Source organism: Wenzhouxiangella marina, from assembly GCF_001187785.1.
Lineage (GTDB): Bacteria > Pseudomonadota > Gammaproteobacteria > Xanthomonadales > Wenzhouxiangellaceae > Wenzhouxiangella > Wenzhouxiangella marina.
On sequence record NZ_CP012154.1, the window covers coordinates 674,575 to 700,226 of the forward strand.

Annotated in this window: 24 protein-coding genes and 1 tRNA gene; 24 read left to right on the forward strand and 1 reads right to left on the reverse strand. The window is 66.5% G+C overall.

Features of this window, described 5'->3' with window-relative positions:
• Window positions 1-34: 34 nt before the first annotated feature.
• The 16 genes from WM2015_RS02910 to WM2015_RS02985 all read left to right on the forward strand — a co-directional run bounded on the left by WM2015_RS02910 (window position 35) and on the right by WM2015_RS02985 (window position 19,981).
• On the forward strand, window positions 35-2,722 hold the full coding sequence (locus WM2015_RS02910) for an Ig-like domain-containing protein (protein WP_049724635.1): 2,688 nt from the start codon (window positions 35-37) through the stop codon (window positions 2,720-2,722).
• Between the two features lie 107 nt (window positions 2,723-2,829).
• On the forward strand, window positions 2,830-3,504 hold the full coding sequence (locus tag WM2015_RS02915) for an HvfX family Cu-binding RiPP maturation protein (RefSeq protein WP_049724636.1): 675 nt from the start codon (window positions 2,830-2,832) through the stop codon (window positions 3,502-3,504).
• Window positions 3,505-3,660: 156 nt separating this feature from the next.
• A complete protein-coding gene (gene leuS / locus WM2015_RS02920) occupies window positions 3,661-6,240 on the forward strand; it encodes a leucine--tRNA ligase (protein ID WP_049724637.1) in 2,580 nt (859 codons plus the stop codon).
• Entirely contained in the window at window positions 6,240-6,728 is a 489-nt protein-coding gene (locus tag WM2015_RS02925; RefSeq protein ID WP_049724638.1) for an LPS-assembly lipoprotein LptE, read from the forward strand. Before leuS ends, WM2015_RS02925 begins: the two co-directional genes overlap by 1 nt.
• Window positions 6,725-7,747, forward strand: a complete 1,023-nt coding sequence (gene holA / locus WM2015_RS02930; RefSeq protein ID WP_049724639.1) for a DNA polymerase III subunit delta — start codon at window positions 6,725-6,727, stop codon at window positions 7,745-7,747. The genes WM2015_RS02925 and holA overlap by 4 nt, the downstream gene beginning before the upstream one ends.
• Window positions 7,744-8,397 (forward strand): nicotinate-nucleotide adenylyltransferase, encoded by a 654-nt coding sequence (gene nadD / locus WM2015_RS02935; RefSeq protein WP_049724640.1) that lies wholly within the window; start codon window positions 7,744-7,746, stop codon window positions 8,395-8,397. The genes holA and nadD overlap by 4 nt, the downstream gene beginning before the upstream one ends.
• A gap of 57 nt (window positions 8,398-8,454) precedes the next feature.
• On the forward strand, window positions 8,455-8,820 hold the full coding sequence (gene rsfS / locus WM2015_RS02940; RefSeq protein WP_049724641.1) for a ribosome silencing factor: 366 nt from the start codon (window positions 8,455-8,457) through the stop codon (window positions 8,818-8,820).
• Between the two features lie 24 nt (window positions 8,821-8,844).
• Window positions 8,845-9,297, forward strand: a complete 453-nt coding sequence (gene rlmH, locus WM2015_RS02945) for a 23S rRNA (pseudouridine(1915)-N(3))-methyltransferase RlmH (protein ID WP_311550932.1) — start codon at window positions 8,845-8,847, stop codon at window positions 9,295-9,297.
• Entirely contained in the window at window positions 9,269-9,862 is a 594-nt protein-coding gene (locus tag WM2015_RS02950; RefSeq protein WP_245609801.1) for a Maf family protein, read from the forward strand. The genes rlmH and WM2015_RS02950 overlap by 29 nt, the downstream gene beginning before the upstream one ends.
• 69 nt (window positions 9,863-9,931) lie before the next feature.
• Window positions 9,932-11,404, forward strand: a complete 1,473-nt coding sequence (gene rng, locus WM2015_RS02955; RefSeq protein ID WP_049724644.1) for a ribonuclease G — start codon at window positions 9,932-9,934, stop codon at window positions 11,402-11,404.
• Between the two features lie 26 nt (window positions 11,405-11,430).
• Window positions 11,431-15,183 carry a YhdP family protein gene (locus WM2015_RS02960; protein WP_049724645.1) on the forward strand — a complete coding sequence of 1,251 codons (3,753 nt, stop codon included), beginning with the start codon at window positions 11,431-11,433 and terminating at the stop codon, window positions 15,181-15,183.
• Window positions 15,184-15,262: 79 nt separating this feature from the next.
• Entirely contained in the window at window positions 15,263-16,693 is a 1,431-nt protein-coding gene (gene tldD, locus WM2015_RS02965) for a metalloprotease TldD (protein WP_049724646.1), read from the forward strand.
• An 8-nt stretch (window positions 16,694-16,701) separates the two neighbouring features.
• Window positions 16,702-18,066: a metalloprotease PmbA gene (gene pmbA / locus WM2015_RS02970; RefSeq protein ID WP_082169832.1), complete on the forward strand. Its 1,365-nt coding sequence runs from the start codon at window positions 16,702-16,704 to the stop codon at window positions 18,064-18,066.
• A gap of 186 nt (window positions 18,067-18,252) precedes the next feature.
• A complete protein-coding gene (locus tag WM2015_RS02975) occupies window positions 18,253-18,783 on the forward strand; it encodes a hypothetical protein (protein WP_156200772.1) in 531 nt (176 codons plus the stop codon).
• A gap of 25 nt (window positions 18,784-18,808) precedes the next feature.
• Window positions 18,809-19,048, forward strand: coding sequence for a hypothetical protein (locus tag WM2015_RS02980; RefSeq protein ID WP_049724648.1), 240 nt, complete (start codon window positions 18,809-18,811; stop codon window positions 19,046-19,048).
• A gap of 174 nt (window positions 19,049-19,222) precedes the next feature.
• Window positions 19,223-19,981 (forward strand): glucose 1-dehydrogenase, encoded by a 759-nt coding sequence (locus WM2015_RS02985; protein ID WP_082169380.1) that lies wholly within the window; start codon window positions 19,223-19,225, stop codon window positions 19,979-19,981.
• 24 nt (window positions 19,982-20,005) lie between these two features.
• Here WM2015_RS02985 and WM2015_RS02990 read toward each other — a convergent pair whose 3' ends face one another.
• Window positions 20,006-20,599, reverse strand: a complete 594-nt coding sequence (locus WM2015_RS02990) for a YceI family protein (protein WP_082169835.1) — start codon at window positions 20,597-20,599, stop codon at window positions 20,006-20,008.
• 170 nt (window positions 20,600-20,769) lie between these two features.
• Here WM2015_RS02990 and tpiA point away from each other — a divergent pair, with 170 nt between their 5' ends.
• From tpiA to WM2015_RS03030, 8 genes are all read left to right on the forward strand, one after another.
• Complete coding sequence (gene tpiA, locus WM2015_RS02995; protein WP_049724649.1) at window positions 20,770-21,519, forward strand: triose-phosphate isomerase; 750 nt, start codon at window positions 20,770-20,772, stop codon at window positions 21,517-21,519.
• Window positions 21,520-21,545: 26 nt separating this feature from the next.
• Window positions 21,546-22,010 (forward strand): preprotein translocase subunit SecG, encoded by a 465-nt coding sequence (gene secG, locus WM2015_RS03000; RefSeq protein WP_049724650.1) that lies wholly within the window; start codon window positions 21,546-21,548, stop codon window positions 22,008-22,010.
• A gap of 38 nt (window positions 22,011-22,048) precedes the next feature.
• Window positions 22,049-22,133 (forward strand) — tRNA-Leu (locus WM2015_RS03005).
• A 97-nt stretch (window positions 22,134-22,230) separates the two neighbouring features.
• Window positions 22,231-22,587: an NADH-quinone oxidoreductase subunit A gene (locus tag WM2015_RS03010; RefSeq protein WP_049724651.1), complete on the forward strand. Its 357-nt coding sequence runs from the start codon at window positions 22,231-22,233 to the stop codon at window positions 22,585-22,587.
• An 8-nt stretch (window positions 22,588-22,595) separates the two neighbouring features.
• A complete protein-coding gene (locus tag WM2015_RS03015; protein ID WP_375782512.1) occupies window positions 22,596-23,123 on the forward strand; it encodes a NuoB/complex I 20 kDa subunit family protein in 528 nt (175 codons plus the stop codon).
• Window positions 23,120-23,845: an NADH-quinone oxidoreductase subunit C gene (locus tag WM2015_RS03020; RefSeq protein WP_049724653.1), complete on the forward strand. Its 726-nt coding sequence runs from the start codon at window positions 23,120-23,122 to the stop codon at window positions 23,843-23,845. Before WM2015_RS03015 ends, WM2015_RS03020 begins: the two co-directional genes overlap by 4 nt.
• Window positions 23,845-25,098 (forward strand): NADH-quinone oxidoreductase subunit D, encoded by a 1,254-nt coding sequence (locus WM2015_RS03025; protein ID WP_049724654.1) that lies wholly within the window; start codon window positions 23,845-23,847, stop codon window positions 25,096-25,098. Before WM2015_RS03020 ends, WM2015_RS03025 begins: the two co-directional genes overlap by 1 nt.
• Window positions 25,095-25,622 (forward strand): NADH-quinone oxidoreductase subunit NuoE family protein, encoded by a 528-nt coding sequence (locus tag WM2015_RS03030; protein WP_049724655.1) that lies wholly within the window; start codon window positions 25,095-25,097, stop codon window positions 25,620-25,622. The genes WM2015_RS03025 and WM2015_RS03030 overlap by 4 nt, the downstream gene beginning before the upstream one ends.
• Window positions 25,623-25,652: the final 30 nt, after the last annotated feature.

Genomic DNA, 25,652 nt, shown 5'->3' on the forward strand with positions numbered 1-25,652 from the left:
TGCGTTACTGCGCATCGATCCACTGGAGAGTCCGATGCGCCCGATCTTCCTGCTTCTTGGCTGGGCCATGAGCCTGGCGGCCCAGGCCGCCGTCATCACCGTCAATTCCACCGGCACCCTGTCCTCGACGGGTTTCGCTGACGACGGTCTATGCACCCTGTTCGAGGCGGTGGCCGCCGCCAATGACAATGCCCCCAGCGGCAGCTTGCCCGGCGAATGCCTGGCCGGGGAATCCGGCCTCGCCGACCGGATCGAGTTCGATCCCTCGATCCTGCCGGCCAGTATCGTGATCGAAGCCCCGCTGGTGTTCACCGAGGCCGTCGAGATCGCTGGCCCCCATCGTGATCTGCTGACCCTGCAGGGCATCGGCGTCAGCCGCGTGATGGAACTGAGCAATACCACGGCGGCCGGAAACTACCTCATCCGTGGTCTCAGTATCGACGGTGGCTATGCCGGCACCCAGGATACGCTGCAGGGCATTGGCGGCGGCGTCTACGCTCGGCATTCGGGCATCCAGCTGACGATCGAAGGCGTGCGCTTCAGCAACAATGGCGCGGCCTATGCAGGCGGGGCGCTGGCCATCGTCTATGGACTCGGCGGCACCACTGTCATTCGCGATTCCAGTTTCGAATCGAACACCGCCCAGGGCATCAGTGCCATCAACGACGGCGGCGGCGGGGCCATCTGGATCGGTGGCTTCCAGACCGTGGTCATCGAGCGCAGTGCCTTCATCGAGAACGAGAGCTTCGGCACGGTCAGCGGCAACCCGGGCTCCGATGCGGGGGGTGGCGCGATCTGGATGCTTTCTTCCAGCGCCACGGCCGTGTCGACACTCGATGTGTATTCGAGCACCTTCAGCGGCAACCGCACGACCGGTGTCGGCGGCGCGATCGCGATCGGCGGGCCGAACTTTCCCACCGACGTCTCCGAGGTCGGCATTCGCCATTCCACCTTCACGCTGAACGTGGCCGATAGCGATTCCGACGGTGATTTTCTCCACGGGGGTGCGATCTACTCATCGGCCCAGGACGAGGTCGTGCTGTTCAACAGCATCCTTGCCCGCAACGTCGATCAGAGTTCCGATCCGGCGCCGAATCTCCGCGGCCAGTACGAGAGCCTGGGACACAATTTCATCAGCAACAACGTCGGTGTCCAGAGCCAGTTTCCCTTCGGAATTCCCAACGCCCAGAACGATTTCGCCAGCAATCCGGATCTCGATCCCGGCCTGGAGCCGCTGGCCGACAATGGCGGCCCGACCCTGACCCACGCCCTGGCCGAGGGCGCCTTGCCGCTGGACCAGGGGCGCTGCTCCTCGCAGGTGACGGATCAGCGTGGCTCACACGACCGCATCGCGATGACCCGCGCCGTCGATCAGGGCGACATCGGCGATCTCTTCGATGGCTGTGACATCGGTGCCTATGAGCGAAACGCCACCCCGGCGGCCCTGCCGCGAACGGTCGAGGATATCCGGGCGATCAACGAGGACCGGGCGCTCATCGCCTGGGACGTCGATGGCAGCGGCTCGACGAGCTTCGTCTACGACGACGGGGTGCTGGCCAACGACAGCCATGACACGGGCCAGCCCCTGGTGGTGGTCAATGCCGGCAGCTTCGAAGCCACCTCGACGGACATGAGCTCCGGCGGCACCGTGGAGCTGTCCAGCAATGGCCTGTTCACCTACACGCCGCCGGCCGATGAATTCGGTACGGCCGAGATCAGCTATCGGGTCTCCGATGGCATCGAAACGGTGACCGGGACCGTCACGATCACCGTCTGGCCGGTCAATGACCCGCCGTCCTTCTCGCCCTCGACCACGTCGATCAATGCCACCGTGTCCGGAGTACCGGTGGTGGTGCCTGCCTATGCCACCCAGATCGATCCGGGGGCGGCGAACGAGAGCGATCAGGCCCTGAGCTTCGAGTTCACCATCGTGGAAGGCAATCCGGGCCTGCTCGCCTCGGCGCCGTCCATCGACCCGGTCAGCGGCGATCTGAGCTACGAGATCGCCAGCGGGGCGTCGGGCTATCTGCTTCTCGATGTCGTGCTGGTCGACGACGGTGGCAGTTTCGGCGAGTCGCATGACCGTTCCGAACCGGCGCCCTTGACCATCACGGCCTCGGCCGATGCCCCCAGCGTGACGATTCTGTCGCCGGCCGACGCGGCCGAGTTCGATGCCGGTCAGCTGGTGAGCTTCGAGGGGACGGCCAGCCACCCCGACGACGGCGATCTGAGCACGCAGATCGAATGGCGTTCCGATCTCGATGGCGTGCTGGGCACCGGTTCCAGCCTGCCGGTGTCGAGCCTGAGCGTCGGTCAGCACCGTATCGGTGCGCGCGTGGTGGCCGGAAACGGCGTGCCGGGGATCGCCTTCATCGATCTTCGCATCCACCCTTCGATGACCGAGCCGGTGGTGATCATCGACGCCCCCCTGGACGGTCAGGGCTTCATCGTCGGTGCCGCCATCGACTTCAGCGGGGAGGCGGTGGATGCGGAGGATGGCTCGCTCGATGCCGAACTGCGCTGGTCGTCCAATCTCCAGGGCATGATCGGCAGCGGTCCGTCCTTCCAGACCAGCCAGCTGATCGTGGGCACGCACGTGATCAGCGCCCGGGCCATCGACAGCGATCAGCAGGTCGGCCTGGATCAGGTCACGATCTTCGTCGAAGCACCGCCTTCGGATCGCCTGTTCGAGGACCGCTTCGAGTTTCTCGGCGAGAACTGACGAGGCCTGGCCGGCGACGGATGGCGTCGTCGCCTGCAAGATTTTTCGGGCGGGCACGGTCTTCTCGCTGAATCCACACCCATCCATCATCAGGGAGCCGAGATCCAATGAGCGAACTCTACGATCAACTGACCGACCGCCTGCGCGCCGCCGGTGACTGGCTGGCCCCGTTGGGTCTGCGTCTGCTGCTGGCCCACGAGTTCTTTACGGCCGGAATGAACAAGTTTCGCGTCGGCAGCGAAGCGCCCGGATGGTTCGTCAATCAGGAGTTCGCCTTTCCCTTCGGAATGCTGTCGGCGAATCTGAACTGGATGATGGTGACCTGGACCGAGATCGTGGCCGGCCTGGCCCTGGCCCTGGGTCTGTTCACCCGATTCTTCGCCGTGACGCTGCTGGTCGTGACCACCGTGGCCATCGCCGCCGTTCACTGGCCGGCTGACTGGGACAGCCTCGGCCAGCTCTGGCAGGGCTATTCGGTCTCGCGGGTGATGGAGGACGGCGAGTTCCGGGGCAATTTCCGGATTCCCTTCCTGTTCCTGGCCATGCTGCTGCCGCTGGCCTTCATGGGCGGCGGCAAGCTCAGCCTGGATCAACTGCTGCTGGTGTTCACTCAGCGCTCGGATCTGATTCACGATCGAGTGCAGGACGCACTGGCCTTCGCTCTGGCGGCCCTGCTGCTGGCCCTGATTTCGGTCTATCTGATTCCGTCCTGGGGCCTCGTCCTCTTCGTCCTCGGCGCGCTGTTGCTGCTGCGCGCCTGGATGGTTCGGAGCGCGCGGTAGTCTCGTTCCCCGCCCGTCGGGCCCGAAGGGCCTCGACGGCATGCGATGCCCAGCGGTTTGGGGCATACTTCCCGGTCTGAATCCTCGAATCGGCATCGTCGACCTCGCGTCGACGGTGTCGTTTCATTGTCGGACCCGCAGCAACGAGCCAAGCACGTGTCAGAGACCTACAACCCCTCCGCCATCGAACCGTCCGTCCAGCAGGCCTGGGAGGAAGCGGGCAGCCACCGCGCCGAGCGCGGCAGCGGTGAACGCTTCTACTGCCTGAGCATGTTTCCCTATCCCTCGGGCAAGTTGCACATGGGCCACATGCGCAACTACACGATCTCGGACGTGATCTCGCGTTTCCATCGGATGAACGGCAAGCGCGTCCTGCAGCCGATGGGTTGGGATGCCTTCGGCCTGCCGGCAGAGAACGCGGCCATGGCCAATGGCGTGCCACCGGCGAAGTGGACCCGCGACAACATCGACCACATGCGTGGCCAGCTCAAGGCGCTGGGTTTCGCCATCGACTGGGACCGTGAGCTCGCGACCTGCGACCCGGAGTACTACCGCTGGAACCAGTGGTTCTTCCTCAAGCTCCTCGAGCGCGGCGTGGCCTACAAGAAGACCGGCACCGTCAACTGGGACCCGGTCGACCAGACCGTGCTGGCCAACGAACAGGTGGTCGACGGCCGCGGCTGGCGCACCGGTGCCCTGGTCGAGAAGCGCGAGATCCCGATGTACTACCTGCGCATCACCGACTACGCCGACGAGCTGCTGGCCGGACTGGACGAGCTGCCGGGCTGGCCGGAGCGCGTGCGCACCATGCAGGCCAACTGGATCGGGCGCAGCGAAGGCGCCGAGATCGATTTCGCCTGCGGTGATCACACGATCAAGGTCTTCACTACCCGCCCCGATACCCTGATCGGCGCGACCTACATGGCCGTGGCTGCCGAGCACCCTCTGGCCCGCGCCGCCGCCGAGCACAACCCGGCCCTGGCCGAGTTCATCGCCGAGTGCCAGAAGGGCGGGGTGTCCGAAGCCGATATCGCCACCCAGGAAAAGCTCGGCATGGACACGGGCCTGAAGGCCATCCATCCCCTGACCGGCGACGAACTGCCCGTCTGGGTCGCCAACTACGTGCTGATGGGCTACGGCGAGGGCGCGATCATGGCCGTGCCCGCGCACGACGAGCGCGATTTCGAGTTCGCCAACAAGTACCAGCTGCCGATCCGCCAGGTCGTCAGCCTGCCCGAGGACGTCACCTGGGACGCCACCCAGTGGCACGATGCCTACGCGGCCAAGGACGGCAGCCTGGTCAATTCCGGTGATTTCGATGGCCTGCGCTGTGCCGAGGCTGCGACGGCGATCGTCGCCGCCCTCGAAGCCAGAAACGCAGGCAAGTCGCGGATCCAGTTCCGCCTGCGCGACTGGGGCATCTCCCGCCAGCGCTACTGGGGCTGCCCGATTCCGATCATCCACTGTGAGGCCTGCGGTGACGTGCCGGTGCCCGAGGAAGACCTGCCCGTGCGCCTGCCGGAGGATCTCGTGCCCGATGGCGCCGGCAACCCCCTCAATCGCTGCGAGGACTTCGTCAACACGAGCTGTCCGAAGTGCGGTGCTGCGGCGCGCCGCGAGACCGACACGATGGACACCTTTGTCGACTCGTCCTGGTATTTCCTGCGCTACACCTGCGCCGGCAATGACCAGGCCATGGTCGATGAACACACGGCCGACTGGATGCCCGTCGATCAGTACATCGGGGGCATCGAACACGCCATCCTGCATCTGCTCTACGCGCGCTTCTGGACCCGCCTGATGCGCGACGAAGGTCTGGTCGGCGTGTCCGAGCCCTTCGAGCATCTCCTCACCCAGGGCATGGTGCTGGCCGAAACCTACTACCGCGAAGACGACGCCGGGCGTCGCAGCTGGTTCAACCCCGCCGACGTGGAGATCGAACGCGACGAGAAAGGTGGCATCAAGCGTGCCATTCTGGCCTCGGACGGGCAGCCGGTCGTCCCCGGCGGCATCGAGAAGATGGCCAAGTCGAAGAACAACGGGGTCGATCCCCAGGCCCTGGTCGATCACTACGGCGCCGATACGGTGCGCCTGTTCTCCATGTTCGCGGCTCCGCCGGAGCAGTCCCTGGAATGGTCGGATGCCGGCGTGGAAGGGGCCTGGCGCTTCCTGCGCAGGCTCTGGACCGGGGTTCAGATGCATGTGGCCGGCCAGCAGCCCGAAGGTGGCGGTCGGGCGCTCGAGGCGCGCGAACTGCGCCGTCTGCTGCACGAGACGATCGCCAAGACCGGCGATGACTTCGGTCGTCGCTACACCTTCAATACCGCGATCGCCGCGATCATGGAATTCTGCAACCACCTCAATCGCTTCCGGGCCGAGTCCGATGAAGGCCGTGCCCTGTGTCAGGAAGCCTGGGAAGGGGTGGTTCGCCTGATCGCTCCGGTGACGCCGCACATCGCCGAGGCGCTCTGGACGCAGCTGGGTCGGGAAGGCTCCGTGTTCGACGCCGGCTGGCCCGACGTCGATCCCGAAGCGCTCAAGCGCGATCAGATCACCATGGTCGTGCAGGTCAATGGCAAGGTGCGTGGCCGCATCGAAGTGGCGCCGGACCATCCTCGTGATCAGGTCGAGGCCGAGGCCCTGGCCGAGGAAAACGTGGCGCGCTTCCTGACCGATCTGACCGTTCGCAAGGTGATCGTGGTGCCGAACAAGATCGTCAACATCGTGGCCAACTGATGCGTATCCTGACCGTTCTAGCCTTGTCCCTGCTGACCGTGGCATGTGGCTTCCAGCTGCGCGGTGAGGCGCAGTTGCCGGCCTTCATGGAGCGCACCCTGATCGTGTCCGGCGATCAGTCGAGCCCCTTCCTGCGCGAGCTCGAGCGCCTGCTAGAGGCCAATGGGGTCGAGGTCGAAACCCGCCCCGGTGAATCGCAGGCGGAGCTGGTGATCGTCTCCGAGCGCCTGCGCCGCGAACCCCTGACCATCGCCGGCGATGCCCGCGTGCGCGAGTTCGTGCTGATCTTCGAGTTGACGCTCAGCCTGAGCGATCCGGACGGCGTCCTGCGCATCGACCGGGAAACCCTGCGTCTGACCCGTGACTACAGCTTCGACGAGCAGGAGATCCTGGCGGCCACCCGCGAGGAGGAATTCCTGCGCTCGGACCTGCGCCAGGCCATGGCCACGCGAGTCCTGCGCCGCCTCGAGGGGCTCGGCGAGACATGAAGTGTTTCCCGGACCGGCTCGCTGGCACGCTCGAGCGCGGTCTGGCGCCGGTCTACCTGGTGGCCGGGCCCGAGCTGCTGCTGGTCGAAGAGGCCTGTGACGCCGTGCGCCGAAGAGCGCGCGAAGAGCAGATCGCCGAGCGCGTGGTGCTCGAGGCCGATGCACGTTTCAACTGGTCCGAGCTGGGGTCGACCGGGGAGTCCATGTCCCTGTTCGCCAGTCGCCGTCTGATCGAGGTCCGTCTGGCCAGCGGCAAGCCCGGCCGCGACGGTGGCGCCGCGCTGCGCGACTGGGCGGAGGCGGGCAGCGACGACGTGCTGCTGGTCAAGGCGCAGGCCTGGGAGATCGCCCAGGAGAAATCGGCCTGGTTCAAGGCCCTGGACAAGGTCGGCGTGTTCGTACCCTGCTGGAACGTCAAGGCGCATCAGCTGCCGCAGTGGATCGAACGCCGCCTGCGCAGCCGGGGGCTGAGCGCCGACGATGCGGCCTGCCGCTTCCTGGCCGAGCGCCTGGAAGGCAATCTCCTCGCCGCCGCGCAGGAGGTCGAGCGCCTGGCCCTGTTCTACGGCCGCGGCGCCTGCCTGGACGTCGAGGCCCTGCGCTCGGCGGTGGCCGACAGCGCCCGCTTCGACAGTTTCCGCCTGACCGAACTGACCGTCACCGGCCAGGCCGGGGCGGCGGTGCGCTGCATCCGTGGCCTGGCCGAGACCGATACGCCGCAGCCGATGATCGTCTTCGCGCTGGCCCGCGAGCTGAAGCTGATCGAATCCCTGCAGTCGCTGAGCCAGCAGATGCCGCTGGGCCAGGCGCTGGATACCCTGAAGATCTGGCAGTCCAGGCATCAAGCCCTTGCAGCGGCGGTCAATCGCATGGATCCCGGCACGGTTCGGCAGGCCCTGGTTCGCCTGTCCGACCTCGATCGCCAGTCCAAGTCGAACGCCCGCGACGAATTCTGGCTCAATCTGGAGCGGCTCTGCGTCGGCCTGGCCCTGAACGATCGCGAACGTCTGGCGGCATGAAGAACGACGCCATCGCCATCTTCGGGGGCACCTTCGATCCCGTTCACTACGGACACCTTCGCGCGGCGGCCGAGGTGGCCGAGCAGCTCAAGGTCAGCGACTTCCGCTTGCTGCCGGCGGGCCACCCGCCGCATCGCGAGGGCACCTGGGCAGACGCCTATCATCGCCTGGCCATGCTCGAGCTGGCCCTGGCGCCCTATCCGGATCTGGCCGTCGACGATCGGGAAGTGCGCCGTTCCGGGCCCTCCTTCATGGTCGACACCCTGGCCAGCGTGCGTGCCGATGCGGGCGATGCGCCGGTGCTGTTGTGCGTCGGCCAGGACGCCGCCAACGGACTCAATCGCTGGCATCGCTGGCGCGAGCTGTTCGATCTGGCCCATCTGGTCATCATGACCCGCCCCCGGAGCCGGCCGCGCTACCCCCAGGATCTGGGCGAGATGTTCGCCGAACGCCGGGTGCAGCGCACGCGTGATCTGATGACCACGCCGGCGGGCCGAGTGCGTCAGGTCGAAGTGACCCAGCTGGCGATTTCCTCCACCGATATCCGACGTCAGCTGGCCTCCGGTCGCGACCCGCGCTTCCTGTTGCCGGCCACGGTGCTGGCCTACATCCGCAAGCACGGGCTCTACGCTCAGGCCGCCGGTGCATGAAACTGGGCGGCAAAGGGAGTAGACTGCTCTTCTGCCCATGCTTGCCAGAACGGATTCTTGAACGCACAACCTGTCCTCGACGCTGAAGCCCTTCGCGATCTGGCCGTTTCGGTCCTCGACGATGCCAAGGGCGAAGACATCCAGGTGATCGACCTCCGCGATCGCTCCAGCTTTGCCGATTTCATGATCGTTGCCAGCGGCAACTCCACCCGCCAGGTCAAGGCCATGGCCGACCGGCTGGTGCAGCGCGCCAAGGCGGCCGGGGTCCAGCCCCTGGGCGTGGAAGGGGAGCGTGAAGCCGAATGGGTCCTGGTCGACCTGGTCGACGTGGTGGTGCACCTGATGCTGCCGCAGACCCGCGCCTTCTACAACATCGAGAAGCTCTGGTCGGCACCGCCCGCCAGCCAGTCCGCCCAGATCTGAGCCGCCCGCCGGATGGATCTGCGGGTGATTTCGGTCGGCCAGCGCATGCCTGGCTGGGTCGCGGAGGGCTGGCAGGAATACGCCCGCCGTCTGCCGCCGCATCTCCCGCTGGAACTGATCGAAGTGCCGGTGGCCGGCCGCAAGGCCACCGGACGCGAGCGCGAGGCCGAAGCCCAGGCCCTGGCCGATCGGATCCCCGAGCGGGCGCGCCGCATCGCGATGCACGGGGCGGGCAGGCCCTGGTCCACCGAAGTCCTGGCTCGACATCTCGCCGACTGGCAGCAGGACGGCGACCCGGTCTGCTTCCTGATCGGTGGCGCCGAGGGCCTGCATCCGGATCTGCTGGCCAGCTGTCAGGCGCGCTGGTCACTGGGGCCGGCGGTCTTTCCGCACATGCTGGTGCGCGTGCTGGTGGCCGAGCAGCTCTACCGCGCCTCGACCATCCTCAGTGGACACCCCTATCACCGTGGCGGCTGATCTGATCCTCGCCTCCGGATCCCCGAGGCGCCGCGAGCTGCTGTCCGGCTTCGGTCTCCTCTTCGAGGTCCAGGCAGCCGAAATCGACGAGTCGGTGCATCCGGGAGAAGCGGCGCGCCGCTACGTCCAGCGCATGGCCCTGGAGAAAGCGGCCGCCGTGGCCAGGCGCCAGCCGGATCGTGCCGTGCTCGCGGCCGACACCAGCGTCGTCATCGACGGTCGGATCCTCGGCAAGCCGGGCACGCCCGAGGCGGCCCGAGCCATGCTCGAGCAGCTGTCCGGCAGGGCGCACCAGGTGATGAGTGCCGTGGCCCTGCTCGTGCCGGGCCGCGAGCCGGTCGAAGCACTGTCGGTGACCGATGTCCGTTTCGCCGAGCTTCCCGCGGCCTGGATAGAGCGCTACGTCGCCTCCGGTGACCCCCTGGACAAGGCGGGGGCCTACGGAATCCAGAACGATGCCGGCCACTGGGTGCGACGGATCGACGGGAGCTACAGCGGGGTGGTCGGGCTGCCCCTGTTCGAGACCGGTGAGTTGCTGCGCGCGGCCGGTCTGCTGAGAATCTAGGCGCGACGCTCGGATGCTATGCTGCACCGGGCTTGCCCGCCCTTGCCGGACGGCTGGAGACACTAAAGCGTGAGTGACGAGATCCTGATCAATGTGACCCTGACCGAGACCCGCGTCGCCGTGGTCGAGAACGGGCTGTTGCAGGAGCTCTATCTGGAACGCGACGATGACGCCAGCTACGTCGGCAACATCTACATGGGACGCGTCGAGCGTGTGCTGCCGGGCATGCAGGCCGCCTTCGTCAATATCGGCCTCGACCGAACCGCCTTCCTGCACGCCAACGACATCCTGCCGCGCCAGCCCGAACTCAACGAGGAAGGCGAGCCGGTCCAGCCGCCGGCGATTTCCGAACTGGTCCATCAGGGACAGCAGCTGCTGGTGCAGGTCATCAAGGATCCGCTCGGCAGCAAGGGTGCACGGCTGACCACGCAGCTGAGCATTCCGTCGCGCTATCTGGTCCTGTTGCCCGAGGTCGCCAACATCGGCGTGTCGGTCCGGATCGAGACCGACGAGGAGCGGCAGCGTCTGAAGGACCTGCTCCGGAGCCTGATCGGTGAACAGGTCAAGGCCGGATTCATTCTGCGGACCAATGCCGAAGGCGTGGGTGAAGAAGCGCTGGCCAAGGACATCGATTACCTGCGTCGCCTCTGGGCCCGCATCGAGGCTTCGGTCGGCTCGGCCAAGCCGGGGCAGTGCATCTACGAAGATCTGTCCCTGCCGTATCGATCGCTGCGCGACCACATGCATGCCGGCATCGACAAGGTCCGGATCGACGACCAGGCGACCCAGGAGCGCGCCGTGCGCTTCGCCAAGGAGTTCTTCCCCGAGTGGTCGGATCGGATCGAGCACTATCGGGCCGACGGCCCCCTGTTCGATCTCTACGGCGTCGAAGACGAGATCTCGCGAGCCCTGAGCCGGGTGGCACCGTTGAAGTCCGGCGGCCATCTGGCCATCGATCAGACCGAGGCGATGACCACGGTCGATGTGAACACCGGTGCCTATGTGGGCTTCCGCAACCTTGAAGAAACCATCTACAAGACCAATCTGGAAGCGGCACAGGCCATCGCACGGCAGCTCAGGCTTCGCAATCTGGGCGGCATCATCATCATCGACTTCATCGACATGAACGACCCCGAACACAAGCGTCAGGTCCTGCGGACCCTGCAGCGGGCCCTGGCTCGCGACCACGCTCGCAGCACCGTGTCCGAGATTTCGCCGCTCGGTCTCGTCGAGATGACTCGAAAGCGCACCACCGAGAGCCTCGAACATCGACTCTGCGAGCCCTGCAAGGCCTGCGACGGTCGTGGTCGGGTCAAGAGCGTCGAGACGGTCTGCGCCGAGATCTTCCGTGAGATCCTGCGTGCCGTGCGCCAGTTCGAGACCGGTCAGCTCCGGGTCATGGCCACACCCACCGTGGTGCATCGAATCCTCGAGGATCATCATCGATCCATCGCCGAGTTGACCGAACAGCTGGGGACCTCGATCCAGTTCCAGCCCGAAGAGCAGTACGGTCAGGAACAGTTCGACGTCGTTCTGCTTTGACTCGAAGTGCCGCTCAACCGTCGAGGTTGCGGCGCTGGCTCGCTCAGCTCCGCGCCTGGATGCTCACCATCCTGGCCGTCATCATCATTGCCACGGCCGTGCTGGTTGGCATCGGGCGAGCCCTGATCCCCTACGCGGATGAACTTCGCCCCTGGCTTGTCCAGGTCATGAGCGAGCGCCTCGGCGAGCCGGTCAGCATCGGGCGCGTGGAGGCCCAGTGGCCACGCCTGACCCCGAAGCTGACGCTCCACCAGGTGATCGTCGGTGATGGGGCCGATCCGCTGCTTCATGTGGACCAGGCTCGCCTCGAACTGCATCTGCCCAACCTGCTCGATTCGGAGCGCAATCTGCTCGAATTGATCATCCTCGGCCTGGACCTGGTGCTGGAGGAAGATGTCGAGGGCCGCTGGGGACTGCGGCTCGAAGGCGGTGCGCGTCTCGGCGGTGAGGAGCGTGGGGACGATCGCATGCCCTTCGGTGATCTGGCGGTCCGCGATGCCCGCTTGAGCATTCGTGCCCGCAACGGGCTCGAGGTCTCGGCTCGTCTGACCGAGGGTGATGTGCGCCGGCGCGGCCCCGACACCCTGGTGCGGGGTCGACTGGTGCCGGGGCAGGCCGAGGGCAATGCGTTGGAGGTTTCGCTGCTGATGAGCCGGGCCAACGGCCGCTGGCAGCGCGGGCGCGCCTGGTTGAACGGTCAGGATCTGCTGGTCCGGCAATGGCTGGCTGCCCCCTGGCTACCCGAAAGCACGCGCCTGTCGATGGAGGCCTGGGCGGACTGGACGGACGAGCAGGGCGGGCGCCTGGACGCCGATCTCTCGCTGGACGGATTCGAAGCCGGTGCGCCGCCCCTGGTGGTCGAACTGGTCGCCGGCCGGGAGAATCGGGTCAGCACCGTCGAACTGGTCCGCCTCGATCTCGGCGTCGAGTCGCCGACGCCCGTGGCCCGTGGCCTGGCCATGGCTCGCCACGATGAGGATTGGGCGCTCGCCGTCGATTGGCTGGATCTGGCACCGGTGCACCGCCTGCTCAGTCCCTGGTTGTCCGAACGCCGGGCCTGGCCCGAGCGGGTGTCCGGCCGAGTCGAAGGCCTCCAGGCAGGCTGGCGCTTCGATCGGGGCCTGCAGGCCCTGGAAGGCCGCCTCGAGGATCTGGACTGGCGCATCGAGCCACGCTTCCCGAGCGTGTCCGGTCTGAGCCTCGAGCTCGGCCTGGACGGAGATCGGCCCGTCCTCACTCCACACGGCCAGCCGCGGGTGGTCTGGGCCTCGATGTTTCGCGAGCCGATCGAGATCGAGCGCGTGGCCGGTCGGGCCCTGTTGTCTCCGCTGGCGGTCGAGCTGCAGGACGTGGCGCTGGAAACGGCCTTTCTCGCCGGCGCGACCCATGGCTGGCTGATCTTCAACCAGCGCAAGCCCTTCGTCGACCTCTACATCCAGGCCGATCGGGTCGGGCCCCTGGATCCGCGGCGCTTTCTGCCGCTTCGCTACATCCCCCCCAAGGCCGACGCCTGGTTGAATCGCTCGATGGAATGGGTGGAACAGGCCAGTGGAGAGGTGGTGTTGCATATGCAGGCCGGCACCCGCGCGCGGCAGATCCGCCTCGGGCACTTCGAATGCGAGGTCGAATTCCAGGGCGTCTCGATCGATTACTGGCCGGACTGGCCCCGGGCCAGCCGCCTGGCCGGGCAGGCCAGCTTCGTCGGCCGTTCGATGGCCGGTCGCATCGAACGCGGTCGCCTGGGGGCGCTGGCGCTGGACTCCGCGGACCTGAACCTGGGCGATCTGACCGAACCGGAGCTGGCGCTGGAGATTCGTTCCGGGGAACGCCCGGGCGAGGACGTGGCGGGCCTGCTCGGCGAGCTTCCCTTCGAGGTCTGGCAGCGCTCCCTGGCGCCGATGCAATGGAGCGGCCCGGTCGAAATCGACACCCGCATGCGCCTGCCCTTCCGACGCATGGAGGACTGGTGGCTGGAGGGTGAGGCGCGCCTGCGGGAGGCCAGGCTGCGCCTTCCCGATGCCGGCCTGGAATTCGAGGGCTTGAGCGGGACGGTGGGGTTCGATCGTCGTGCCCTGGGGCCGGCGACGCTCGAGCTGGCGCCCGGGCCCGGCGAGTCGTCGCCCGCCCGGCTGGACCTGGTGGCGTCCTTCGCCGAACCGGCCTGGCTGCAGCTCAGCGGCCACTTGAATCCGATCCGCGTGCTGGCCGAAGCCGGCACCCTGGCCGATCGAATCAGTGGGCGAACGGATGTCGAGGTCGAGGTCTCGCCCCATGACTACGGAGGCCTCGGGATCGAAATCGAGAGCGATCTGAGCGGGCTGTCGATCAATCTGCCCGAGCCGCTGGCCAAGCCGCGAGAGCTGGCCTGGCCGAGCTCGGCCACGCTGCGCGTCGACGACGAGGAGCAGTCCCTGCGCCTGCGCGTGGCCGATTGGCTGCTGGGCCTGGCCGAGCGTCGCGGTGCAAGCTGGCGGGCCGGGCTTCGGGTGGGTACGGTGGCCAATCAGGTGCCGGGCTGGCCCGCGTTGCCCGAGCATGGTCTGAGCCTGCAGGGCCAGCTGGATCACCTCAACCCCGTGGCCTGGCAGCGCCTGATGCGACCGGCCGTCGACGCGCTCGATGCCGAGATCGCCCAGGACCTCGATGCCGAGTTCGACCTGCAGATCGGCACCCTGGAATTCGGCGGAGCACTGATCGAGAGCGTCGATCTGTCGCTGGAGCGCGAAGCCTCGTCCTGGCACGCCTGGCTGGAAGGCCCCGACCTGGCCGGCGAGCTGATCGTGCCCGTTCCCCTCGATTCCGGCCGCGTGGTCGTGGCGGACCTGCAGCGTCTATCCCTCGATCCGGTCGAACCCGTGCCCGAATCGGCCGATCTGGCCAGCCAGCCGCTATCGTCCCAGACCTCCAGCGTCAACCCGATCGGCCTTCCGCCCCTGCATGTGCTGATCGAAGACCTGCGCTGGGGCAACCTCAACCTGGGTCGCGCTCGCCTGGAATCCCATCCGTCGGCCGAGGGCGTCGAGGTGGAACTGATCGACGTCTCCGGCCCGGATCTGAGGCTCAACGGCAACGGGCGCTGGGTGATGCGCGACGGGCGCGCCGAATCGCAGTTCATCGGTCGTCTGACGACTGACGAAGTCGAAGGGCTGCTCGAATCCGCCGGCTACCAGGCCGCACTGAACGCCGAGCGCACCCAGCTCGAAGTCGATCTGCGCTGGCCGGGGGCGCCGCTGGATTTCGAGCTTGGTCGTCTGAGCGGTGTGCTGGATCTGCAGATCGCCGATGGCACGATTCCCGAGGCCCGGCCGGGCGCGGGTCGTCTGCTGGGCCTGGGCAGTCTGACGGCCCTGCCACGTCGCCTGACCCTCGATTTCCGCGATGTCTTCGGCAGCGGACTGAAATTCGATCAGATCGAGGGCCGCTTCGATCTCGCGGCCGGCTTCGCCCGAACGGACGCCCTGGTCGTCTACTCACCGGCGGCCCGGATCACCATCAGCGGTGACACGGACATGGCGGCCCGCCGCTACGATCAGCAGGTTCGCGTCGAGCCCGGCATCGGCGGCACCCTGCCGGTGATCGGCGTGCTCGCCGGCGGCCCGGTCGGGGCCGCCGCCGGTCTGGTGCTGCAGTCGATTCTCGATCGTCCGCTGCGTGGCATCGCCGAGGCCCGCTACACGGTGACCGGGCCCTGGCACGAGCCCCTGATCGAACTGGTCGAGGCACGGGTCACCGACGAGGCCGGGGAGGAAACGGTCATCGGGCCACCCCCGCCCGACTGAACCCCTTCGATTGAATCGCCGGCCCGGCGCCCGAATATTCGACTTCAACATCCACTGCTCAATCCTGGAAGCCTGACTCATGTTCGAACTGGCACGCGCGCAATTGCTGGAACCCACTGGACTGGATCAGTCCGACATCGAGCGGGCGATTTCCCGTCTGGCCGGTGGCGCGGTGGATTTCGGCGAGCTCTACTTCCAGCGCCGCGTGCGCGAGGGCTGGTCGCTCGAGGACGGCTCGGTCAAGAGCGGTAACTGGGACGTCGACCAGGGCGTGGGCGTGCGTGCCATCGCCGGCGCCGGCACCGGCTTTGCCTACGCCGACGCGATCACCCTGCCGGCTCTCCTCGATGCCGCCGACAGCGCGCGTGCCATCGGCCGTCAGGCCGGCGACGGGCGAATCCAGCTGGCCCCCGCCATCGTCACGCCCGAACGCTATCGACGCAGTGACCCCACCGCCGAAGGGCAATCGGCCGATCGCGTCGAGTTGCTGCGCACGATCGATGCCTATGTTCGGTCCCTCGATCCACGGGTGAGTCAGGTCAGCGTCAATCTTTCGGCCAGTCATGAAGCCATCCTGGTGGCCGCCAGCGATGGCACCTTCGCCGGCGATGTTCGCCCCCTGGTGCGCCTGGACATCCGGGTGCTGATGGAAGAGGGGGATCGAAGGGAACAGGGTTTTGCCGGCGGCGGCGGGCGCTATTCCCTGGCTCGACTGCAGGATCCCGAATTCTGGCAGGCGCAGGCGCGCGAGGCCGTGCGCCAGGCGGAAGTCAATCTGGGCGCAACGGACGCTCCGGCCGGACATCTGACCGTGGTCCTGGGGCCCGGCTGGCCCGGCGTGCTGCTGCACGAGGCGATCGGTCATGGCCTCGAAGGTGATTTCAACCGCAAGGGCATCTCGGCCTTCAGCAATCGCATCGGCGAGCAGGTGGCCAGCCCGGAGTGCACGATCGTCGACGACGGCACCCTGGCCGATCGGCGTGGCTCCCTGGCCATCGACGATGAGGGGACGCCGGCCGGCTGCACCACCCTGATCGAGAACGGGCGCCTGGTCGGCTACATGCAGGACAAACTCAATGCCCGCCTGATGGGCGTGAAGCCGACTGGCAACGGTCGCCGCGAGTCTTTCGCTCATCTGCCCATGCCGCGCATGACCAACACCTACATGCTGCCCGGCAAGCACGACCCGGAAGAGATTCTCGCCTCGGTCGAGGACGGCATCTACGCGGTCAATTTCAACGGCGGACAGGTCGACATCACGTCGGGCAAGTTCGTGTTCGCCGCCTCCGAGGCCTATCGAGTCAAGAACGGCAAGATCGGCCCGGCCATCAAGGGTGCGACCCTGATCGGCAACGGACCGGATGTGCTCACCCGGGTCGGCATGGTCGGCAATGACCTGGCCCTGGACTCCGGCGTCGGCGTCTGCGGCAAGGAAGGGCAGAGCGTGCCCGTGGGCGTCGGCCAGCCGACCTTGCGCATCGATGGACTGACCGTCGGAGGAACCCAGTGATGGGCGCGATGAGCAACGGTAGCTCGGCCGAACTGCTGGCCAACCCCGAACGCGAGAACGAACTGCTGGTCGGCATCGCCCAGCGCGCCCTCGATCAGGCCCGCGCCGGTGGCGCCGAACAGGCCGAGGTCAGCGTGTCCTCCAGCCTGAGCCGGGAAGCCGGTGTCCGTCTCGGAGAGATCGAGCTCCTCGAAGAGGCCCGTGACCGCGGCCTGCGCGTGACCGCCTACATCGGCCAGTGCAGCGGCACGGCCTCGACCGGTGACCTGAGGCCCGAGGTGATCGATCAATGCGTCGAGCGCGCCCTGGCCATCGCCCGTCAGACCCAGCGTGACCGAGCCGCCGGCCTGGCCCCGGCCGAGCTGATGGCGCGCGAGTTTCCGGACCTGGATCTCTGGCACCCGAACGATCTCGAGCTCGACCAGCTGGCCGAGCGTGCGAAGTTGATGGAGCAGGCGGGCCGCGAAGCCGATTCGCGCATCAGCAATTCCGAGGGTGCCAGCGTGTCCAGCGAAGCCAGCCTGTCGGTCTATGCGAACACGCACGGTTTCCTGGGCAGTTCACGCTCCACTCGCCACTCCCAGAGCTGCGTGCTGATCGCCGCCGACGAGCAGGGCATGCAGCGTGACTACGACTGGGACAGTGCCCGTCGTTTCGACGCGCTCGCGGCCCCCGAGCAGACGGGCCTGGCCGCGGCCGAGCGCACCCTTCGGCGACTGGGAGCCAGGCGCGTGCCGACGGGCCCGGTGCCCGTGCTCTTTGCCCGCGAAGTGGCGCGCGGTCTGATCGGGCATCTGGTCAGCGCGGTCTCCGGGGGCAATCTCTATCGCCGGTCCAGTTTCCTGCTGGATGCGGCGGGGCAGGCGATCCTGCCGGCGGGCATCAGCCTGGTCGAGCATCCCCGTCTGCCCGGCGGCTCCGGCTCGTCGGCCTTCGATGCCGATGGCGTGGCCACTCGCGAGCGCGCCCTGGTGAACCAAGGCGTGCTCGAGCGCTACGTGCTCAGCGCCTACTCGGCACGTCGATTGGGGCTGGAGACGACCGCCAATGCCGGTGGCGTGCGCAACCTCGTCGTGGAGGCCGACCGCCAGCCCGTCGATGCTCTGATCGAACGGGTCGGGACCGGCCTGCTGGTCACCGAAGTCATGGGCCAGGGCGTCAATCTGGTCAACGGAGATTACTCGCGCGGGGCGGCGGGCTTCTGGATCGAGAACGGTCGGATCGCCTGGCCCGTCGAGGAGATCACCATCGCGGGCAATCTGAAGGCCATGCTGGCCGGCATCGTCGGCGTCGGGGACGATATCGACACCCGCCACAACCTCCGCACCGGCGCCCTGCTGATCGACCGAATGACCGTGGCCGGCCAGAGCTGAGGAGGGCGGTTCTTCGGCCCAGGCAGTCCAGCGGGCAGGAGTCGTCCGCGTCCTGTCTCGAAGCGAAGCGCCCGCCCGCAATTGACATCCGCGGGTCGCTTGGGTAGGGTCCCGTGCCCTTGGGTCGGGTGCCTGAAGTGGGGAGCACTGGGTCCGTCCATCCAGCCACCAGGAGTCTCGATGTTCATGATCGATAGAACCCGCATCCTTCGCCGGGCCGGTGCACGCCCTGGCGTCCTGCTGGCGCTGACCCTGCTGTTGCTGGGCAGCTCCCTGGCCCACGCTGGTGACACCTACATTCTCAGATTGATCAAGTACAACGACCTCGATCAGAACGGCATCAACAACGAGATCAACACCGGTGTCGGTGAAGCGCCTTCCGGTAATGCGCTGGTCGGCTGGGAATTCCGGATCTACGACAGCGAGGGTGGCCTGGTGGCCCAGGGCACGACCAGCGTCGAGAACCAGAACGCGAACGGCGATCTGGGCATTCGCGTGAGCTTCCCGGGTCTCGTCTCGGGCCAGGAATACACCGTCTGCGAGTCTCAGCAGCCTGGGTGGGTCAATACCCAGCCCGGCACCGTGGATCCGACCTACGGTCAGCCTTGCGAGACCCTGACGATCAACTCGACGAGCCTGGTGTTGCGCTTCTTCGGCAATTTCAATCAGCTCGAAGCCGAAACGGTGTTCCGGGACCGCTTCGAGAACGTGCCCTGAGCCTGCCCCGGGACAGCGCCAGCCAATGTACCTGCCACCGCCGATCGACCTTCGGCTGCGCCTTGACTGCCCCTTCTGCCACCGACTGACCCTGGCCGAGGAATCCGACTGCGAGCACTGCGACCGGACCCTGCCCGAGCCCTACAGGGAGCGAGCGCTGGCCGCCGCGCGCGAGCGCCGGCGCAAGGCCCGGCGAGCCGCCTGGGTGATCATGCCCGCCATGCTGCTGTTGCTCGCCTGGGTGTTCAGACTGCTGGGCAACTGAAACGATCTCACGCCCCTTTCAAGTGAAGCCGGGGCGGTATCGAATCCACAGGGGCCTGGGCGATCACGCAGCGGAGGCGATCCGGAGCGGTGGTCGGAGCCCCGCGCTGCTGCGATGCTGCAGGAATCGGCGCTACCATCTGTCCTCACTCCCATAAAAGCCAAGGAGACGCTCATGTTTGCCATGGACAGTGTCGCGCTGGTCACCGGCGCCGCCACCGGGATCGGTCGGGCGATCGCGGAAGTCTTCGCCCGGGAGGGATGTCGGGTCGTGCTTTCCGATCGGGATGCCCAGCGTGGAGAACAGGCGGCTCGAGCCTTGAAGGAAACGGGTGCCGAGGCGGTCTTCATGACGGCCGATGTGTCCGACCCGGGCGCCGTGGAGGCCCTGCACGAGCGGATCATGCAGCGCTTCGGTCGTCTCGATGCGGCCTGCAACAATGCCGGTATCGAAGGTGAGCAGGCGCCCACGGCCGAGTGCAGCCTGGACAACTTCGATCGGGTGATCGGTGTGAATCTGCGCGGCGTCTTCCTTTGCATGAAGGCTCAGCTTGGAATCATGGCCGCGCAGGAGGGGGGCGGTGCCATCGTCAACATGGCCAGCGTGGCCGGCCTGGTCGGCTTCGCCGGGCTGCCCGCCTATTGCGCCTCCAAGGGCGGGGTGATTCAGCTGACGCGGGCGGCGGCCCTGGAGTATGCGGAATCACCCGTGCGGGTCAACGCCGTCTGTCCTGGCGCGATCAAGACCGAGATGATCGATCGCATCACACGCGAGGACCCGGCGGCGGAACGCCAGTTCGCCGCCCTGCATCCGATGAACCGAATGGGCACCGCCGAGGAAGTCGCCGAAGCGGTGGCCTGGCTGTGTTCGCCGCGCTCCGGCTTCGTGACGGGCCAGGCGCTGGCCGTCGACGGTGGCCTGGTCGCCCGCTGATCCGGGCGTGAGCGACCGGCCCGATCAGTCCTGGCGGATGCCTTCGACGTCGAGCAGGATTTCGACCACCCGGGACTCCGGCCCGAGGTCGTAGTCGATACCGAAGTCGCTCAGGGAGAAGGACGTGCGGCCGTGGAAGCCTCGGCGATAGCCGCCCCAGGGGTCTTCGCCGGCGCCGACCTGTTCGACTTCGATCTCGATGGCTCGCGTCCGGCCGAGCAGGGTGAGCTCGCCGCGCATCAGGAAAGCACCGTCAGCGGTGGGCTCGAAGGAGGTCGAGCGGAAATGCGCTTCCGGGTGTGTGTCGGTGTCGAGGAAGTCTTCGCCGCGCAGGTGGTTGTCGCGCCGCTCGTGATTCGAGTCGATGCTCGCCGTGCGGATGGTGACCTCGACGCTGGAGTTCCGCGGCTCGGCGGGATCGAAGGTGAACGCACCCTCGAAGTCGTTGAAGCGACCGTACAGCCAGGAGAAGCCGAGGTGGGGGATGCGGAACTGCACGAAGGCGTGCGCGCCGCGCGTGTCGATCTTGTAGTGTTCGGCCGTGGCCGAGGCTTCGTGTTCGGTGGCTGCGACCGGCGCGACCAGCGCCAGGGCGAAGGCGCCGATCAAGGTCTTCATGAATGTATTCAGCATCCGATGCCTCCAAGGATCGTTGTTGCATGTCGATGGCTGGATTCTGCGACCGGGCCTGCCATCATGGAGTGAAGACGCCGCGATAGCGCTTGCGCCGGCTGCGGCCCGCTCGTATCCTTTGCGCCCATTCGTAAACCCAAGGGTGGAATTTCGAGATGCGCAAGCGCCTGATTGCCGGAAACTGGAAGATGAACGGCTCCAAGCCGATGGTTCGAGAGCTCGTCTCGGGCGTGCTCGGGCAGCTCGATCAGGGTCGCTCGGCCGAGGTGCTGCTGATTCCCCCGTTCCCCTATCTTCCCCTGGTTGGCTCCATGACCGAAAACACGCCGGTCTTGCTCGGTGGTCAGGACCTCAGCCGCCAGGCCAGCGGCGCGTTCACCGGCGAGGTGTCCGGCGAAATGCTCGCCGAGTGGGGCTGCAGCCACGTGCTGGTCGGGCATTCCGAGCGTCGCAGCCTGCATGGCGAAGACGATGCGCTGGTGGCCGCCAAGTTCCAGGCGGCCCAGGCCGCGGGCCTGCAGCCCATCCTCTGTGTGGGCGAAACCCTCGAGGAACGCGAAGCGGGGCAGACCGAAGCCGTGGTTCGGCGCCAGGTTGGAGCCGTGATCGAAGCGGCCGGCATCGCCGCCTTTGCCCGCGCCGTGGTGGCCTACGAGCCGGTCTGGGCCATCGGTACCGGCCAGACCGCGACGCCGGAGCAAGCGCAGGCAGTTCATGCATTGATTAGAGCGCAGATCGCTTCAGAGGATGCTACAATAGCCGGCCGGCTTCAGATCCTTTACGGTGGCAGCGTCAAGCCAGACAATGCCTCGGATCTGTTTGACCGCGAGGATATCGACGGCGGCCTGATCGGTGGGGCGTCGCTGACTGCGGATTCCTTCATGGCCATCTACAAGGCGGCCTGAAGGCGTAATACATTGGTTTAAAGGTCATGCTTTACACAATTCTGATCGTTTTTCACGTGGTTCTGGCGGCAGCACTGATCGCCATCGTGCTGGTGCAGCGGGGTCCCGGTGCGACCATGGGCGCGGCCTTCGGTGCAGGCGCATCCGGCACCGTGTTCGGTTCGCGCGGGTCGGCCAGCTTCCTGAGTCGGACGACCACGTGGCTCGGCATCGCCTTCTTCGCCATCAGCCTGAGCATGGCGGTGATCGCGGCCCGGTCCATCACCCCGGTGGTGCCGACCGACGATCTCGGCGTGGCCGGAACGGTGACGGCGCAGCCCGCGGATGCGGAGCCGGCCGGCGCCGACGATGAATTCCTCACCCTGCCGATCGAGGGTGACGAAGCAGTGGCAACCGAGGCGGCCGTCGATGCGGCTGCCCAGGCTGAGGCCCCGGCGGTTCAGGACGAGACGTCCGAGCCCGTCGAGGCCGAAGAGCCGCCGCAATCCTGAGTGGCGCACCCGCTGCTCTCATGTACGTTTTTAGACTTGCCGAAGTGGTGGAATTGGTAGACACGCTGTCTTGAGGGGGCAGTGGCGAAAGCCGTGCCGGTTCGAGTCCGGCCTTCGGCACCAGAATCGATAAAGCGAGTCGGTCGGCTCCAGCGCGGACACGAGCAGTCCGCCGGGCGCAAGGCCCAGGCCGGCTCGCAGCGAGGAGAGTTGACGAGAGATGCTGGCTGAATACTTCCCGGTACTGATCTTCCTGGCCGTCGCGGCCGGCATGGGCCTGGTCCTGCTGCTGGCCGGTGGCATCCTGGGGCCCCGCAATCCATCGAGCGAGAAACTCTCGCCCTACGAGTGCGGCTTCGAGGCCTTCGAGGACTCGCGCATGAAGTTCGACGTGCGCTTCTATCTCGTCGCCATCCTGTTCATCATCTTCGATCTCGAGATCGCCTTCCTCTTCCCCTGGGCGGTCGTGCTGGATCAGATTGGCGTCACCGGGCTGATCGCCATGGGCGTCTTCCTGCTCATCCTGGTCATCGGTTTCATTTACGAATGGAAGAAGGGCGCGCTGGAATGGGAATAAGCAATGTAATGCACAACCCGCTGGTCGAAGGCGAGGTTGACGACATCCTGCGCCCGGAGGGCGAGAACCCGCTGCTGGAAAAGGGCTTCGTCACCACCAGCGCCGATGCCCTGATCAACTGGGCTCGGACCGGGTCCATGTGGCCGATGACCTTCGGTCTGGCCTGCTGCGCCGTGGAAATGATGCATTCGGCCGCCTCGCGCTACGACATCGACCGCTTCGGCGTGATCTTCCGCCCCAGCCCGCGCCAGTCCGACGTGATGATCGTCGCCGGCACCCTGTGCAACAAGATGGCCCCGGCCCTGCGCAAGGTCTACGACCAGATGCCCGATCCGAAGTGGGTCATTTCCATGGGCTCCTGCGCGAACGGCGGCGGCTACTACCACTATTCCTACGCGGTGACCCGCGGCTGCGATCGCATCGTCCCGGTCGACATCTACGTGCCGGGCTGTCCGCCCACGGCCGAAGCCCTGGTCTACGGCATTCTGCAGCTGCAGAAGAAGATTCGCCGCACCAACACCATCGCACGCTCATGACTGCCTTCAGCGAGAAGAACGCCGGCCTGGTCCAGGCCCTGAACGACGTGCTTGGCGACAAGGTGGCCGAGCTCCACGAACACCGTGGCCAGCTGACCGCCATCATCAGGGCCGAGCACTGGCTGGACGTGGCCTTCCAGCTGCGCGACGAGCCCGAGCTCTGCTTCGAGCAGATGATCGATCTCTGCGGCATGGACTACCTCGGCTTCGGCGATGACGAGTGGGAAACGGCCGAGGCGACCGGTACGGGCTTTTCCCGCGGCGTCGACGCCCTGGGCCCGGGACGTTTTTCCTGGGACGAGCGTCCGGAAGCCGGCGAGATTCCCAATCGCTTCGCCGTCGTCGTCCACCTGCTGTCGCAGAAGCACAACCGTCGCCTGCGTCTGCGCTGCTTCGCGCCGGACGATGAGCTGCCGGTGGTGGCCTCGCTGATCGAGGTCTGGAACTCGGCCAACTGGTACGAGCGCGAGGCCTTCGACCTCTACGGCATCGTCTTCGAAGGCCACCCGGACCTGCGCCGCATCCTCACCGATTACGGCTTCATCGGCCATCCGTTCCGCAAGGACTTCCCGCTGATCGGTAACGTCACCGTGCGCTACGACGAAGACAAGGGTCGGGTGGTCTACGAGCCGGTCGAGATCGAGCCGCGCGTGCTGGTGCCGCGCGTGGTGCGCCGCGACAGCCGCTACGTCGACGAGAAGCTGGAAGGACGGGACGCCTGATGAGCGAGATTCGCAATTTCACGATGAACTTCGGGCCGCAGCACCCCGCGGCGCACGGCGTGCTTCGCCTGATTCTCGAGCTCAACGGCGAGACCGTCGAGCGCGCCGATCCGCACGTCGGTCTGCTGCATCGCGCGACCGAGAAGCTGGCCGAGTCCAAGCCCTACAATCAGTCGATCGGCTACATGGATCGTCTGGACTACGTGTCGATGATGTGCAACGAGCACGCCTACGTCCGTGCCATCGAGCAGCTGCTCGGCATCGAGGCGCCGGAGCGTGCCCAGTACATCCGCACGATGTTCGACGAAGTCACCCGCATCCTGAACCACCTGATGTGGATCGGTTCCAACGCCCTCGACCTGGGCGCGATGACCGTCTTCCTCTACGCCTTCCGCGAGCGCGAGAACCTGATGGACTGCTACGAGGCGGTTTCGGGTGCGCGCATGCACGCCACCTACTACCGCCCCGGCGGCGTCTACCGTGATCTGCCCGAGCACATGCCGAAGGTGGCCGAGACGCGCTGGCGCAAGGGCAAGGATCTCGAGCGTATGAACCGCTGGCGCGGTGGCTCCCTGCTCGACTTCCTCGAGGCCTTCTGCGAGGACTTCTTCGACCGCGTCGACGATTACGAGACACTGCTGACCGACAACCGCATCTGGAAGCAGCGCACCGTCGGCATCGGTGCGGTGTCCGCCGAGCGTGCGCTGCAGATGGGCTTTTCGGGTCCGATGCTGCGTGGCTCGGGCGTGGCCTGGGACCTGCGCAAGAAGCAGCCCTACGCCAAGTACCGCGAGATGGATTTCGATATCCCGATCGGCGTCAACGGCGACTGCTACGACCGCTACCTGGTGCGCGTGGAAGAGATGCGCCAGTCGGCTCGAATCATTCAGCAGTGCATCGCCTGGCTGCGCGAGAACAGCGGCCCGGTCATGCTGAAGAACTACAAGGTCTCGCCGCCCAGCCGCGCCGAGATGAAGGATGACATGGAAGCGCTCATCCATCACTTCAAACTGTTTACCGAAGGCTATTGCGTGCCGGAAGGCGAAACCTACGCGGCCGTCGAGGCGCCCAAGGGCGAGTTCGGCTGCTACCTGGTCTCCGACGGTGCCAACAAGCCCTTCCGCGTCCACCTGCGCGCGCCCGGCTTTGCCCATCTGGCGGCGATGCACGAGATGGCCCAGGGCCACATGCTCGCCGACATCGCCGCGCTGATCGCCACGCAGGACATCGTATTCGGAGAGATCGACCGATGAGTATCCAGGCACCCGATCGCGTCGTCGATGGCAAGGCCGAGCTGCTGAGCGAAGCCACCCGCAAGACCATCGACCACTGGCTGACCAAGTTCCCCGAAGGCCTCGAAGGCCGCCGCTCGGCGATCATCCAGTCGCTGTACGCCGCCCAGGTCCAGAACCAGGGCTACCTGACCCCGGATCTGATGGATGGCGTGGCCGACTACCTGAACCTGCCGCCGGTCTGGGTCTACGAAGTCGCCAGTTTCTATTCCATGCTCGAGACCAGGCCGGTCGGCCGCCATTCCGTGTCGATCTGCACCAACATCTCCTGCATGCTCTGCGGTGCCGACAAGGTGGTCGAGCACGTGGAGAACAAGCTCGGTATCAAGATGGGCGAAACCACCGAGGACGGCCGCATCTTCCTGAAGATCGAGGAAGAATGCGTGGCCGCCTGTGTCGGTGCGCCGATGATGATCGTCGATGGTCACTATCACGAGAATCTGACGCCGGAAAAGATCGACGAAATTCTGGACGCGCTGGACTGAGCGCGCCCGATCGCGAAGGAGATTTCATCC